Source organism: Rhodopseudomonas sp. BR0M22 (assembly GCF_010907035.1).
Taxonomy (GTDB): domain Bacteria; phylum Pseudomonadota; class Alphaproteobacteria; order Rhizobiales; family Xanthobacteraceae; genus Rhodopseudomonas.
Map to the genome: position 1 here is coordinate 1 of NZ_QUMK01000062.1, position 13679 is coordinate 13679.

Sequence of the window (13679 nt, forward strand, 5' to 3'; positions counted from 1 at the left end):
CGTACTCAGCGATCAGAAAACGCCACTTCTGGATGTAGTTTCTTTCAATCGTCCGATCGAAGCTGTTGTCGCGCATCGAAGCCTCCCTGATGGGTGGATTCGATCACCGAATTGTTGAACATGCACAATTGCGAGCGAAGCGAAGCAATCCAGCCTCGTGCACTGAAGCGGATTGCTTCGTCGCTTCGCTCCTCGCAATGACGAAGAGACACTAGGAGTACTTAAGATGCCCACCGAACGTTTCCAATTTCCAGGCAGCGGCGGGCATCAGCTTGCAGCGGCGCTTGATCTGCCGGATGCGCAGCCGCTCGCCTATGCGCTGTTCGCGCATTGCTTCACCTGCAGCAAGGACAACTTGGCGGCGCGGCGGATCTCGGCGGCGCTGGCGGCGCGCGGCATCGCGGTGCTGCGGTTCGACTTCACCGGATTGGGCGCCAGCGAGGGAGAGTTCGAGAACGCCACGTTTTCATCCAACGTCGCCGATCTGGTTCTGGCAGCCGATCATCTGCGGTCGACGCATCAAGCCCCGTCGCTGCTGATCGGCCATAGCCTCGGCGGCGCGGCGGTGCTGGCGGCTGCAGCACAAATCCCTGAAGCGAAGGCGATCGCAACGATTGCGGCGCCGTCCGATCCGTCGCACGTCACCGGACTGTTTGCCGATCAGGTCGAAACGATCCGCAGCGAAGGCAGCGTCGATGTCTCCCTCGCCGGCCGGCCTTTCACGATCAAGCGCGCGTTTCTCGACGATATCGCCGAACACAATCTGATGGCTGAAATCGCCAAGCTGCACAAAGCGCTGCTGATCCTGCACGCGCCGACCGACGACACCGTCGGCATCGACAACGCCACCAAGATCTTCCTCGCGGCGAAGCATCCGAAGAGCTTCGTGTCGCTCGATCACGCCGACCATCTGCTGAGCGATCGTCGCGACGCGAATTACGCGGCCGGCGTGATCGCCGCCTGGGCGCAGCGCTACATTGATGCCGAACCGCCGGCCCCAACCGCCGGTGCGCCGGAAGTGCCACGCCTCGTCACCGTGCAGGAAACCGGCGACGGCAAATTCCAGCAGCAGATCAGCGTCGGACCGCATCGGCTGCTGGCTGACGAGCCCGCCAACGTCGGCGGCCGCGACAGCGGTCCGGGGCCCTACGATCTCTTGCTGTCCGCGCTCGGCGCCTGCACCTCGATGACGATGCGGCTCTATGCCGAACGCAAGGCGCTGCCGCTCGATCGCGTCACGGTGACGCTGAGCCATGCCAAGATCCACGCCGAGGATTGCGCCGAATGCGAAACCAAGGTCGGCCTGCTCGACCGCATCGAGCGGGTGATCGGCATCGAGGGTGACCTGTCGGCCGAGCAGCGCGCCAAACTGATCGAGATCGCCGACAAGTGCCCGGTGCACCGCACCCTCACCTCGGAAGTCAGCATCATCACGCGTAGCGTCGATTGACGCTGCCGGCCGCTTCCCCGACACTGCGACAAACAAAATCAGGGAGGCGGCGATGCCGGCCGTGGCGCGGATCGATCCGAAGACGATTTTCTCCGCCGACGAATGGGCGCGGCTGACGCATCGCAGCTCGGCTCGCGGCCTGTGGCTGGTGGCGCATGCCTGGGGCTGTATCGCTCTCGCCGTGGCGCTGGTGACGATCTGGCCGAACCCGCTGACCTGGCTGATCGCGGTGATGATCGTCGGCACCAGGCAGCTCGGTCTCGCCATCCTGATGCACGAGGCGGCGCATGGCGGACTACACCGCAATCCCAAGCTGAACGAGAGGATCGGGCAATGGCTATGCGCAGTGCCGGTCGGCGCCGATCTGCCGGCGTATCGGCGCTATCATTTGCAGCATCACAAATTCACCCAGCAGCCCGAGGATCCCGATCTGGTGCTGTCGGCGCCGTTCCCGATCAGCAAGGAGAGCTTCGCCCGCAAGGCGATCCGCGATCTCACCGGACAGACCTTCGTCAAGCAGCGGTTGCCGGCGCTGAAAGCGCTGTTCGCGCCGGTGGACAGCGGCGCGCCGAAGCACGACAGCTTCGTCGCCAGCGGCAAGGCGCGCACCCAGCGCTTCCTCGCCGCCAACGCGGTGCTGCTGGCGCTGTTCTGGCTGGCCGGTGCCGGCATCTGGTACGTCGGCGTCTGGCTGGTGGCGATGGCGACCTGGCTGCCGCTGGTGACGCGGGTGCGCAACATCGCCGAACACGCCTGCACCTCGACCGGGGCCGATCCGTTCAGCCAGGCCCGCACCACGCTGGCCAATCCGCTGGAGCGCGCGCTGATCGCGCCGTATTGGGTCAACTACCACGCCGAGCATCATCTGTTCATGTACCTTCCCTGCTACAATCTGCCGGAAGCGCACCGGCTGCTGCAGCAGAAGGGCCTGATCGGCCGTGTCACAGTGGCGCCGTCGTATCGCGACGTGCTGAAGCTGGCGACAACGAAGCCACGCGCGATGGCGGCGGAGTAGCTCGCGCGGCTGCTGCTCGGATCAACGCCGGGCGGCTCTTCGTCGTCACCCGTCGCGTCCTTCATCACCCATTCCTCCGTCGTCATCCCCGCGCATACGGGGAATCCAGTACTCCGCATTTGCGGATGCGGGCGGCGGCTGCGTTCGCAGACAAGGACAGGCTGGATCGCGGCCGAGGGCGTTTCACTGCGGCGCGGCGGCCGGCCCGGCCGCTGTGTCGGCGCTCTCGATGGCTTGCCAATCGAGCCCCCCGGCATAGCGCCACGCCATCCGGCCACGCTCGTCGAGCGCGAACAGGTGCAGCCATTTGTTGTCGAACAGCGCTCTGACCTCCGGATGACGAGCGAGCACGGTCGCGATCGCCTCACGTGGCGCCGCGATCAGAACCGACAGCCGCAGCGGATCGTGGGTCAAGCGGGTGCCGTCATGCACCGACTGCCACGGGAGCCCGGCGCGGAGCAGGCCGCCATTGCCTTCGACGACGCCGATGCCGCCGGTGACGTTGTGAAGCAGTTTGTTTCCCGCGCCCAGGACCGCCGGTGCGACGGTCGAGCCGTAGGACTGCAGACTGATCCAGCTCGCGACCACGACCGGCGCAGTCAGGATCAGCTCCAGAACACCCAGCTTTTCATCCTTGGCGTAGTCATAGTCGTGCAGAAACACCCGGCCCTCGAAATTGCAGCCCCTGGTCAGCTCCCGGGGCGCGGCGAGGAAGGCCTGACAGCCGGCGAGCGCCCATTCCGGCCGCACCTCGGCCCAGTCGCGCGCGCGCCGCGCGACTTCATCACCGCTCGAGGCCCGCGGCAGGCGGAGCGACCGCTCGCTCCGCGCCAGAGTGCCGGCAGCGGCGAGCCATGCTTTGGCCCGGTCCAGATCGACCCGATGCGCTGGCGAAGGCGCGTCGGCGTCGTACAGCGTGACCCGGTCGGTGACGGTGTCGTGGAGAGCAGCGACGAACCAGGTATCGACCGGGATCCTGATGTCCCGCCCGGCAAGCCCGGCCCGCACCTCGCGGTCGTTGAGCAGCGCGGCGAGCAGTCGAGCGTTGACGTCGCCGGAATGGCCGCCGCAGGCACCGCAGGCAAGCGCGCTGGCATGCGGATTGTTGAGGACCCCGGCGCCGTGGCCTGCGATCAGAACCAGCCGAGCGAACGGACCGGTCAGCGACATCGCCCTCAGCACAGTCTCGGCGGTATCGATGCGGACGGCGAGGTCGGGCGCCGGATCGAACCGCGGCGCAGCCTCGTCCGGCGCGGCGGGCTCGTCGAACCCGAGCCCATCCCACATCAGCTTGCCGACATAGACCGGTCCGGTGGCCTCGACAAAGGCGAAGGACGAGATTGCGGCGAGCTTGAACCGTCCCCATGCGCGTTTGGCGCGCGCGGCGAGCCGCGCCGCGGCGTCGTTGCGCGCAAGCGCGCCGGCGTCCGTGCCGGTGCAGGTGAAGGCGCCCGGCGTCATCAGCACCGGAAACCGGTTCTCGACGACGTCCGAAGCAAACGCGCGATGCGCGATCCTGAGACCGAAGAAGCCGCCGAAGCCCATCGTCTCGATGCCGGAGTCGAGGCTCTCCAGCGCCCGCCGGAAAACCTCCGACCTCACATCGATGCAGAACGCCGCCTGCATCGCCGGGCGCTCGGCAATGGACACCACGGGTTGCCGAAGCAGCTCGGCCTGAAGCCGCCGCTGGCTCGCGCGCTCGGCGGCCTCCTGAAGGATCGCGTCGATATATTCGTCGGCGGTCGGCTGGACCGGATCAGCGAATGCCGCCGCAGCTTGCCGCCAAGCCGGTTCGATGGCCGCTGCGTAGTTCCGGAGCAGCGCCTCCTCCCAGATCAGCCGGATGGCGAGCAGGTCGGTGAGCGCCGCGTCGGAGCCGCCGCCGAGTTCGGCCTGCCACAGCCGGTAGCGCGCGAACTGCGACCAGCCGGAAAGTCCGGTCAACAGCCGGTGGAAATAGCTCTCCAGGGCATCACCGCCCAGGCCGAGGGAGTTTGCCGCGCCGACCAGAGTTTCGGCGGACGAGGACGGCGCCGCTGCCACGCGTGACGCAAAACCTGCGAGCCCGAAGATCTCCGGGGTCAGGTCGTGGGTGGCGACAAGGCGCCAGGCCTGATAGGCGGAGGTTGCGTTCGGGGCCGCCCACAGCGCCTGGCCTTCGTCGAAATAGCCCGCCGCCCAATGTCCGATCCTCTCGGCGACGAAGCCCGTCCAGTCGAGGCCCGAGGCGGCACTGGCCAGCTCGGCGACCGTCGGCAGCGCCACGACCGGCGCCGCGGGCGCCCGCGCGGCGCGCTTCAGATCAGCCAATGTCGCGGGCCGCATCGCCGGCGGCGCCGCTTCGAGCGCGGCCGTGAGATCATCGTCGGCGATCTCACCGCGGTCGATGCGTTCGAGGTACCAGGCGCGCGGCATGGTCAGGCTGGCGCCGGCCGCACGCCGCCACCGTGCTGCGGCCACGGCCAGCGGCTCACCGGTCTGACCGAGAAACGGATTGACGGCGACGCTCGAAGTCAGCGGCCAGAGCGGCGGGATGGCGCGGGCGGCGCGATCGGCCGCGGCGAGGACCAGTTCGTCGTCGGTCGACGAAATCTGCGGGGCGATCATCAGCATGGGCTCCTCCTGAGATTTACGACGGCTGCCGGGCGGACCAGCCGCCGAGCGCCCGATCGAGGGCTGCGTTGAGATAAAGGCCGTTCGCGAGGTGAACCCGGAGGCCGGCGGCGGCGGGATGTGCCGACCACAGCGGCAACAGGGCCTGCGCGATGGCGACGGTGCCGAAGCTCAGCACGGTCAGCGCAATCAGCGTCCATTCCAGCCGCGCCGGCGTCGGGGTCGGCGGCAGCGTACCGGCCGAGAGCCATTCCGCCGCGCTCTGCAGCGTGAAGTAACCAAGGCCGGCGGCCGCCGCGTAGGCACTGGTCTTTCGCGTCAGCACACGCGGTGCAGCGTCTGCCAGCCCCTGGGCGAGCAGATAGGCCACGCCGAAGATCAGGATCGCACCCAGCGCCCAGGATTGCGGTGGTTTATGCGCGGCGCCGAGTGCCAGATCGAAACCGACGCCGATCGCGACGTACAGGGCCAGCGCGGCCAGGAAGGCGCGGGCGACCGCGACGCCGTTCGGCACCGCCACCGGCCCCGGCCGACGGATCGCCGCGACCCGGCCGACGGCGCCGCCCGAGGTGAGAAAAGCGTGCGCCTTGTACAGCGAATGCGCCACGACGTGCAGCAGCGCCAGCGGAAACAGCCCGAGGCCGCATTCCAGGATCATGAACCCCATCTGCGCCACGGTCGACCAGGCCAGCGACGTCTTCACCGCCGGCTGCGTCAGCATCACCACCGCGCCGAACAGAGCGGTGAAGCCGCCGACGATAATCAGCACGGCAAGCACGCCCGGCGCCATCACCACTACATCGGCGAACCGGATCAGCAGAAAGCCACCGCCGTTGACTACGCCGGCGTGGAGCAGCGCCGACACCGGCGTCGGCGCTTCCATCACCTCGGTGAGCCAGCCGTGAGTTGGAAACTGGGCCGATTTCAGCAGCGCGGCAAGCGCGAGCAGCGCCGCCGCGGCGACGCCTGTCGCGCCGAGCTCGCCACCGGCCCGCGCCGCGGCGTTGATGCTGGCAATGTCGCTCGACCCGAAGTCGACGATCAGCAGGGCGGTCGCGGCCACGAGCGCGACCGCGCCGATATTGGAGAACAGCCGCTTCTTGCCCGCCGCGCGCTGCGCCGTAACACGCTCCGGATAGAACAGCAGCAGGCGGTGCAGACTCAAGCTGACGGCAATCCAGCTCACGATCAACTGGGCCAGGTTGCCGGCCTGCACCAGCAGCAGCACCGCCGCCAGCGTCGCGCACAGCCAGGCGGTGAACGCGCCGTGACGCGGCTCGCCATCGAGATAGCTGCGAGAAAACCGCACCACGATCCAGCCGATGAACGCAACCAGCATCAGCATGGCGACGCTGACGACGTCGATGCGCGCCGAAAGGCCGACACCCGCCACGCCGATCAGCGGGCTCGTCGACGGGCCGCGGCCGATCAGAAGCGCCAGGGAGGCAATCGCGATCAGCAACGCCAGCCCGGCCGCGACCTCGGCCAGGACGGCGGTCGGGCGAGGCCGGTGCGGGGCAGCAAGCCCGGCCCTGCAGGCGGCGGCGACGAGTAGCAGAGGGGCTGCGAGAGGCAGAAAATCGAGCGGCACGGGCTTCCTCCGGGAATGACAGAACGTCCGCCCTCCGCATAGCCGCGGCGTCATCGCGAATAAAATGCATTGTTTTCGAGATATCGTTCGCTATTATCGAACGATATGATCCAGCTGAATTTCAATCACCTGCGTTACTTCTGGGCCGTCGCCCACGACGGCAACCTGACGCGGACCGCACAGCGACTGAATCTCACGCAATCGGCGCTGTCTGTTCAGATCCGCAAGCTAGAGCAGGAGCTCGGTCATCCGCTGTTCGAACGCCGCGGCCGCCAATTGCATCTGACCGAGGCGGGCCGCATCGCCCTCGATCACGCCGATGCGATCATCGCGACCGGCGACGAGCTGATCGGCACGCTTCGCGACGCCGGCATCGCGCGGCAGGCGCTGCGCGTCGGAGCGCTGGCGACGTTGTCGCGCAACTTTCAGATGGCGTTTCTGCGGCCGTTGCTCGGCCGCGCCAATGTCGAGTTGATCCTGCGTTCTGGAAGCACCGCGGAGCTGTTGCAGTCGCTCGAGGATCTGAGCCTCGACGTCGTCCTGATCAACCACGCCCCGGCGCGTGACAAGCTGACACGCTTCGTCGCCCACCGCCTGGCCGAACAGGCCGTCAGCCTGGTCGGCACGCGCGCCCGTCTTCGGAAGAAGGGCAGCCTGATCGAGCGACTACGGCAGCATCCGCTGATCGTGCCGACGGCGGACAGCGGCATCCGCATCGGTTTCGACGCACTTGCAAATCGGCTCGGCGTTCGGCCGCAGATCGCCGCCGAGGTCGAAGACATGGCGATGATGCGACTGCTCGCCCGCGAGGATCTCGGCTTGGCGGTGCTGCCGCCGATCGTCGTCCGGGACGAAATCGCAGCGGGCCGCTTAGTCGAGGCCCACAAACTGCCGGGGCTCGCGGAGACCTTTTATGCCGTCACGATCGAACGGCGCTTTCCCAATCCGCTGGTCGCTGAACTGATTCACCGAAAAGAAAAATGGGGCGTCGGACCGACATGACACGTGAGATGGCCGTGCAGATCTGCCATGTGGCATTTCCTGCCATCTCGGAAGCGATCCTTGCCGGCCAACGTCCGCTCCCGCCCGAAACCGGCTACCAGCGAGCGCGGAGCGGCAATGATTGCTACACCGGACCACTGACTTAAGTTCGGGAGACCGAGGGCGAGCGGTCGTGTTCGCAGGCGAGTACGTTGCTATCCTCGCGCGCAGCGTCGCTGCTCTGGAATAACGGGTCGCCCGGTCCGGCCTATCTGTGGGCGGCGGAAAAGCCTGCTCCGCAGATCAACGACGGCGGCGGACCAGCTCGGGGGGCGGGGTTCGCGAGCCGGCGCTCGCGCCTCGGAACGACGGAACGAAATCCTGACTGATGACATGGCGAAGCTGCGCGTTCGGACCGATCATCGCTTTGTCGCGCGACGAGGCGACACCGGCCGCGGCCGGCCCGTCAACGCCGCCGGACGCCGATCGTGTAGGACGGCCGCTGCGCGGCCTCGCGCTGGCTTCGGATCAGGCGCAGATCGTCGTCGAGGTAGATGTTCTCCATCATCGGCTTGGCCTGGAACGACTTCGCCAGCCGTTTCGCAGACGCCGCGTCGAGGCCGCTGAGATCGGGAGCGCCCAGGGTGGCGTTCGGAGCGTCGGCGCGATCGAGCTTTTGCGCGAGCACGGAATCGAACCAGGCTTCGGCATCGTCGATGCTGAGGCCCTTGTCGCGGCGGCCGCGCGCGACTTCGATGCCGATATTCTCGATCAGCCAGCGTCCGTCCGCGACTTCGAACCGCTGCACCAGCATCAGATTGCAGGCGAGGCCGAGCGGCGTGAGCCGGTGCAGCAGCGCGTTCTGATGGCCCGGCGCATGGTGCGCGACGTTGGCGTAGAAGCCGCGATCCCGGAAGATCTGGTAGGATTGCGAGGGAATCCGGCCCGGCAGCGCATGGTGAAACGGGATGGTCGACCACACCGGCGTCCACACCCCGATCACCGGCGCGACCTGATCCTCGGCGCGCGGATACGGATTGCGCCGCGTCAGCTCGTCGATATAGGGCGCGAGCGTGCCGTCCAGCAGTGCGAGCTTTTCGCTCAGCCGCCTGTCGTCCTGGCCTTCAACCAGTTGCAACAGTCGGGTCTTGAGTGCCTGGGTACTCAGCAACGCGAGATCGGCGCAGCTCACCTTGTCCAGCATGGACAGAGCCCTCCGGTGATGATCGAACCTCGTACCTCTCCTGCGAAACCTCAACTATCCTTGAACAAGCGAAGTTCCTGTTCTGAAGCCGGTATAATAAGCGGACAGATGCAAGGGCGCCGGGTGACGTTGCGGACGTTCACTCTCGCCTTTGGATTCGGCTCGATGCGACCTCTCCACCGCCATATCTGGACGTGCCAGCGGGGCTGGCCCGCTGACAGACACCGCGCGCATCCGCATTCCTCATCACCGCGCAAGTCCGGGGCGATGATGGCAGAGCGTCTTTCGCAATGACACTTGAGAGAACTACGCGGGCTTGATGATCACACGGTCGCGGGACGAATTGGCGACGGCGCGGTAGGCCGCTTCCGCCTGCTCCAACGGGTAGATCGCACTGGCCTGAATCGGGAACGGCTCGAGATGCCCGCTGGCGAAGCCATCGCCGAGCGAGCGCAGCACCTCACCGGTCGCGATCGAGGAGAACGCCAACGTATCGATGCCGACGTAAGTATGCTGGCCGCGATAGAACGCGAGGATGTCGAACTCGACGATGCGATGCACCGCGGCGATCAGGATCTGACGGCCGCGCAGCGTTAGGCACTGGTTCGCTGCTTTGAAATACGGATCGCCGACGGTGTTGAACACCACGTCGGCGCCCTTGCCGCCGGTGAGTTCGCGCACTTTGGCCGCGATGTCGGTGGACGACGAGTCGATGATCTCAACCGGCGCGCTGGCATGGCCCGCATAGGGCTCCGCCTTGCGCACCACGCCGATCACCTTGGCGCCGCGCCAGGTGGCGATCTGCGCGGCCGCCTGCCCGACCTTGCCGTTGATGCCCATGATCACCAGCGTCTCGCCGGCCGCGAGCGCGGCGCGGCGCAGACCTTCGGCGGCGGTGACGAACGGCACGCCGATGCCCGCCGCCTCCTCCCACGACACGCTCGCCGGCTTCTCGACCAGCGCGTCGGCTTCCACGACGAGATGCGTCGCATGCGTGCCGTCGCGGCGGATGCCGAGATCGCCGGACGAGCCGAACACCTCGCGGCCGAGCCATTCGGCCGGACCATCGATGACGCGGCCGGCGAAATCGCGGCCCGGTGTGCGCGGAAACACCGCGTAGGGCATCAGCCCGGTCGCGGCCTTGACGTCGGACGGATTGACCGCCGCCGCCTTCACTTCGATCAACACCTCCGAAGCCCCGCGCCGCGCCAGCCGCAGCGTCTCGATCGTCGGCACGATCGCGGCCACGTCGGCGGCTTTGGCGTTGATGCGGACGCAGCGCGCGTCGATCGACATCGCGTCGGCAACGGAAGATTCGGTCATGGTGGCAAACCTCGGCAGGAAGCGGGGCCGCGTTGTGCCAGATTCCGCGGCCTGCCGCTATGCGGCGGGCCGCGCGCTCATCGTCAGTAGATCGTAGCGTGCGACCGGCTCGCCGTTCTGGTTGACGACCTCGACGTCCCAGCGCACTTCGCCATATTCCGGCCGGCGCGCCGGCGATTTCTGCTTCACGGTCAGCTTCACCTTGATGCTGTCGTCGGGCGAGACGGGTTTCAGGAAGCGCAGATTGTCGAGGCCGTAATTGGCGAGCAGCGGGCCCGGCGCCGGATCGACGAACAGGCCGGCGGCGAATGCCAGGATCAGATAGCCGTGGGCGACGCGGCCGGGGAAGAACGGGTTCGCCTTGGCGGCGGCTTCGTCCATGTGGGCGTAGAAGGTGTCGCCGGTGAAATGTGCGAAGTGCTCGATGTCGTCCAGCGTGATCGGCCGGCTCGCGGTCTCGATGCTCTGACCGATCCGCAGCTCGTTGAAGTTCAGTTTGAACGGATGCACCTCCGCGGCGGTCGCTGGCGCGCCGCGGCTCCAGGTGCCGGTGAGTGCCGCCAGGCGCCGCGGCGACGCCTGGATCGCGGTGCGCTGCATGTAGTGATACACACTGCGCAGGCCGCCGAGTTCTTCGCCGCCACCAGCCCGGCCCGGACCCCCGTGCAGCAGCGCCGGCAACGGCGAGCCGTGGCCGGTGGATTCCGCCGCATCGTCGCGATCGACGATCAAGAGCCGGCCGTGGAACGGCGCCAGCCCGAGGATCATCTGCTCGGCAACGGCATCGTCATAGGTGAGCAGCGATGCCACCAAACTACCCTCGCCGCGCGCCACCAGCTCGATCGCCTGGGCGACATCGTCATAGGCCAGCACGGTGGCGACCGGCCCGAACGCCTCGGTGGCGTGAACGTGCCTGGCCTGCATCGGCTCGCGCGCGCGTAGCAGCACCGGCGACAGGTAAGCGCCCGCCTTGGTGTCGATGCCCTCAGCTTCGCAGATGTTCGGGTCGCCGAACACGATCTCCGCTTCGCTCTGCAGCGTCGCGATTGCCGCCCGCACGGCCTCGCGCTGGCTGCGGTTGACCAAGGGGCCCATCGCCTTGTCGTCGCGGCGCGGATCGCCAAGCTTGACCTCGGCGAGCTTTGCCTTCAATGCGTCAATTACCGCGGCCTCCAACGCGCGCGGCACCAGCACGCGGCGGATCGCGGTGCACTTCTGCCCGGCCTTGGCGGTCATCTCGCGCACGATCTCGCGCACGAACAGATCGAATTCCGGCGCGTCGGGCGTGATGTCCGGCCCGAGGGTCGCGGCGTTCAGCGAGTCGCGTTCGGCGATGAAGCGGATGGCGTGGCGGGCGACGTTCGGATGCGCCTGCAGCTTCTCGGAAGTTTCCAGCGAACCGGTGAAGGCGATCACGTCCTGACCGCTCAGGTGATCGAACAGATCGCCGGTGCCGCCGCAGATCAGTTGCAGCGCGCCCGGCGGCAGCAGCTTGGATTCGTCGATCAGCTTGACCAACGCCTCTGCCACATAGGCGGTCGCGGTGGCCGGCTTGGCGATCACCGGCACGCCGGCGAGCAGTGCCGGCGCCAGCTTTTCCAACAGCCCCCAGCACGGGAAGTTGAAGGCGTTGACGTGCACCGCCACGCCGCAGCGCGGCACGAGGATGTGCTGGCCGACGAAGCTGCCGCGCTTCGATAAGGATTCGACATCGCCCTCGGTGATGAACGGCGTGTCCGGCAGCTCGCGGCGGCCACGCGAGGCAAACGCCGCCAGCGTGACGAGGCCGCCGTCGATATCGATCGCGTTGTCGCGGCGGTTGGCGCCCGTGTCGGCGGCGAGCGCGTACAGCTGCTCCTTGCGCTCGGTCAGATACGCGCCGAGCGCGTTCAACATGTCGGCGCGCTGATGAAACGACAGCTTGCGCAAATTCGGCCCGCCGACGTCACGGGCGTGCGCCACCATCGCCTTGAAATCCAGTCCCGCGCTGGAGGCGCGCGCCACCGCGCGGCCGTCGATCGCGCTTGCGATCTCGACCAGACCACTCTCCGGCGTCACCCAGCGATCGCAGACGAGGCTTTGCAGGGTGATGGTCATGGCGTCCTCCCGGTGGCGGCCCACGGTTCGCGGCGCGGTTTGACCTCCACGCCGGCCGTTGACACGATGTTGGCTTGGGCTAATAATTGACTGACCGATCGTTCAATTCAAGAGGCTTTTGAAAAGCCCCGATACGGTGAGGGAGAGAAACGTGGACGAGGTCCTGATCGACGATCGGGGGGCGTGGCGCGTGATCACGCTGAACCGGCCGGACCGGCTGAATTCGTTCAACGCGGCGATGCACCGTGCGCTGGCCGCAGCGCTCGACGCGGCGCGCGATCCGGCCTGCCGCGCGGTGCTGCTGACCGGCGCCGGGCGCGGCTTCTGCGCCGGGCAGGATCTCGCCGACGTCGCGGTGACCGAGGGCGCTGCGCCCGATCTCGGCGTCACCATCGAGGAGTTCTACAATCCGCTGGTGCGGCGCATCCGGGCGCTGGACAAGCCGGTGGTGTGCGCGGTGAACGGCACCGCGGCCGGCGCCGGCGCCAATATCGCTCTTAGCTGCGACATCGTGCTGGCGGCGCGCTCGGCCAAGTTCATCCAGTCGTTCGCCAAAATTGGATTGGTGCCGGATTCCGGCGGCACCTGGTTTCTGCCCCGGCTGATCGGCGATGCCCGCGCCAAAGCGCTGGCGATGCTGGCCGAGCCGATCGGCGCCGAGACCGCGGCGGACTGGGGCCTGATCTGGCGCGCGGTCGACGACGATCAGCTCCGCGGCGAAGCCGAAAAGCTGACCGCGCATCTCGCCACCCAGCCGACGCAGGGGCTGGCGCTGATCAAGCAGGCGCTCGCGGCGGCGGCCACCAACACACTCGACGCCCAACTCGACCTCGAACGCGACCTGCAACGCAAGGCCGGCCGCACGCCGGACTATGCCGAAGGCGTCGACGCCTTCATCGGCAAACGCGCGCCGAACTTCACCGGGAGAGCATCGTGACCGTGCAGGACGAGCTTTCGCCCGACGCGCTGGCGCGGGCCTGCGCCGACGCGATGTGGGCCAACGATCACGCCAGCAAGGGGCTCGGCATGGAGATCGTCGATATCGGCGCCGGCTTTGCCACGCTGGCGATGACGGTGACCACCGAGATGGTCAACGGCCACGGCATCGCCCATGGCGGCTTCATCTTCACGCTGGCGGACAGCGCCTTCGCCTATGCGTGCAATTCCTACAACGACTCGACCGTCGCGGCGCAGGGCGCGATCAGCTTCATCCGCCCCGGCAAGCTCGGCGCGCGGCTGGTGGCGAGCGCGCGCGAAGTGTCGCGCTCCGGGCGCAGCGGCATCTACGACGTCCGCGTCACGTCGGGATCGGTGGTGATTGCCGAATTCCGCGGGCATTCGCGCTCGATCGGCGGCGCGCTGGTGCCGCAACAGCAACAAGACCAACGTTGAGGGAGGAGACGGC

Annotated in this window: 10 protein-coding genes; 5 read left to right on the forward strand and 5 right to left on the reverse strand. The window is 67.5% G+C overall.

Annotated elements, in window-relative coordinates:
• Window positions 1-226 precede the first annotated feature (226 nt).
• Together DY468_RS18645 and DY468_RS18650 are read left to right on the forward strand one after the other, a co-directional pair.
• Window positions 227-1450 (forward strand): bifunctional alpha/beta hydrolase/OsmC family protein, encoded by a 1224-nt coding sequence (locus DY468_RS18645; protein WP_164606277.1) that lies wholly within the window; start codon window positions 227-229, stop codon window positions 1448-1450.
• 52 nt (window positions 1451-1502) lie between these two features.
• A complete protein-coding gene (locus DY468_RS18650) occupies window positions 1503-2465 on the forward strand; it encodes a fatty acid desaturase family protein (protein WP_164606278.1) in 963 nt (320 codons plus the stop codon).
• 183 nt (window positions 2466-2648) lie between these two features.
• Here DY468_RS18650 and DY468_RS18655 read toward each other — a convergent pair whose 3' ends face one another.
• Together DY468_RS18655 and DY468_RS18660 are read right to left on the reverse strand one after the other, a co-directional pair.
• Entirely contained in the window at window positions 2649-5078 is a 2430-nt protein-coding gene (locus tag DY468_RS18655) for a DUF2309 domain-containing protein (protein WP_164606279.1), read from the reverse strand.
• 16 nt (window positions 5079-5094) lie between these two features.
• The gene (locus tag DY468_RS18660) at window positions 5095-6669 is read right to left on the reverse strand and encodes a proton-conducting transporter transmembrane domain-containing protein (RefSeq protein ID WP_164606280.1); all 1575 of its coding nucleotides are present in this window, start codon (window positions 6667-6669) and stop codon (window positions 5095-5097) included.
• A 105-nt stretch (window positions 6670-6774) separates the two neighbouring features.
• Between DY468_RS18660 and DY468_RS18665 the strand changes: the two genes are divergently transcribed.
• Complete coding sequence (locus DY468_RS18665) at window positions 6775-7671, forward strand: LysR family transcriptional regulator (protein WP_164606281.1); 897 nt, start codon at window positions 6775-6777, stop codon at window positions 7669-7671.
• Between the two features lie 445 nt (window positions 7672-8116).
• Here the strand turns inward: DY468_RS18665 and DY468_RS18670 are convergent, their stop codons facing one another.
• The 3 genes from DY468_RS18670 to paaZ all read right to left on the reverse strand — a co-directional run bounded on the left by DY468_RS18670 (window position 8117) and on the right by paaZ (window position 12274).
• Window positions 8117-8854: a hypothetical protein gene (locus DY468_RS18670; RefSeq protein WP_164606282.1), complete on the reverse strand. Its 738-nt coding sequence runs from the start codon at window positions 8852-8854 to the stop codon at window positions 8117-8119.
• 306 nt (window positions 8855-9160) lie between these two features.
• A complete protein-coding gene (locus DY468_RS18675; protein ID WP_164606283.1) occupies window positions 9161-10177 on the reverse strand; it encodes a quinone oxidoreductase family protein in 1017 nt (338 codons plus the stop codon).
• A gap of 57 nt (window positions 10178-10234) precedes the next feature.
• Window positions 10235-12274, reverse strand: coding sequence for a phenylacetic acid degradation bifunctional protein PaaZ (gene paaZ / locus DY468_RS18680; protein WP_164606284.1), 2040 nt, complete (start codon window positions 12272-12274; stop codon window positions 10235-10237).
• Between the two features lie 151 nt (window positions 12275-12425).
• Here paaZ and paaG point away from each other — a divergent pair, with 151 nt between their 5' ends.
• Window positions 12426-13211 carry a 2-(1,2-epoxy-1,2-dihydrophenyl)acetyl-CoA isomerase PaaG gene (gene paaG, locus DY468_RS18685; protein ID WP_164606285.1) on the forward strand — a complete coding sequence of 262 codons (786 nt, stop codon included), beginning with the start codon at window positions 12426-12428 and terminating at the stop codon, window positions 13209-13211.
• A 53-nt stretch (window positions 13212-13264) separates the two neighbouring features.
• Window positions 13265-13666 (forward strand): hydroxyphenylacetyl-CoA thioesterase PaaI, encoded by a 402-nt coding sequence (paaI, locus tag DY468_RS18690; protein WP_246701038.1) that lies wholly within the window; start codon window positions 13265-13267, stop codon window positions 13664-13666.
• Window positions 13667-13679: the final 13 nt, after the last annotated feature.

Bases quoted from the DNA above. Each gene is read 5' to 3' on its own strand.
- DY468_RS18675 (WP_164606283.1), bottom strand. From the start codon at position 10,177: ATGACCGAATCTTCCGTTGCCGACGCGATGTCGATCGACGCGCGCTGC.
- paaI (WP_246701038.1), top strand. From the start codon at position 13,265: ATGTGGGCCAACGATCACGCCAGCAAGGGGCTCGGCATGGAGATCGTC.
- DY468_RS18665 (WP_164606281.1), top strand. From the start codon at position 6,775: ATGATCCAGCTGAATTTCAATCACCTGCGTTACTTCTGGGCCGTCGCC.
- DY468_RS18645 (WP_164606277.1), top strand. From the start codon at position 227: ATGCCCACCGAACGTTTCCAATTTCCAGGCAGCGGCGGGCATCAGCTT.
- DY468_RS18650 (WP_164606278.1), top strand. From the start codon at position 1,503: ATGCCGGCCGTGGCGCGGATCGATCCGAAGACGATTTTCTCCGCCGAC.
- DY468_RS18655 (WP_164606279.1), bottom strand. From the start codon at position 5,078: ATGCTGATGATCGCCCCGCAGATTTCGTCGACCGACGACGAACTGGTC.
- paaZ (WP_164606284.1), bottom strand. From the start codon at position 12,274: ATGACCATCACCCTGCAAAGCCTCGTCTGCGATCGCTGGGTGACGCCG.
- DY468_RS18670 (WP_164606282.1), bottom strand. From the start codon at position 8,854: ATGCTGGACAAGGTGAGCTGCGCCGATCTCGCGTTGCTGAGTACCCAG.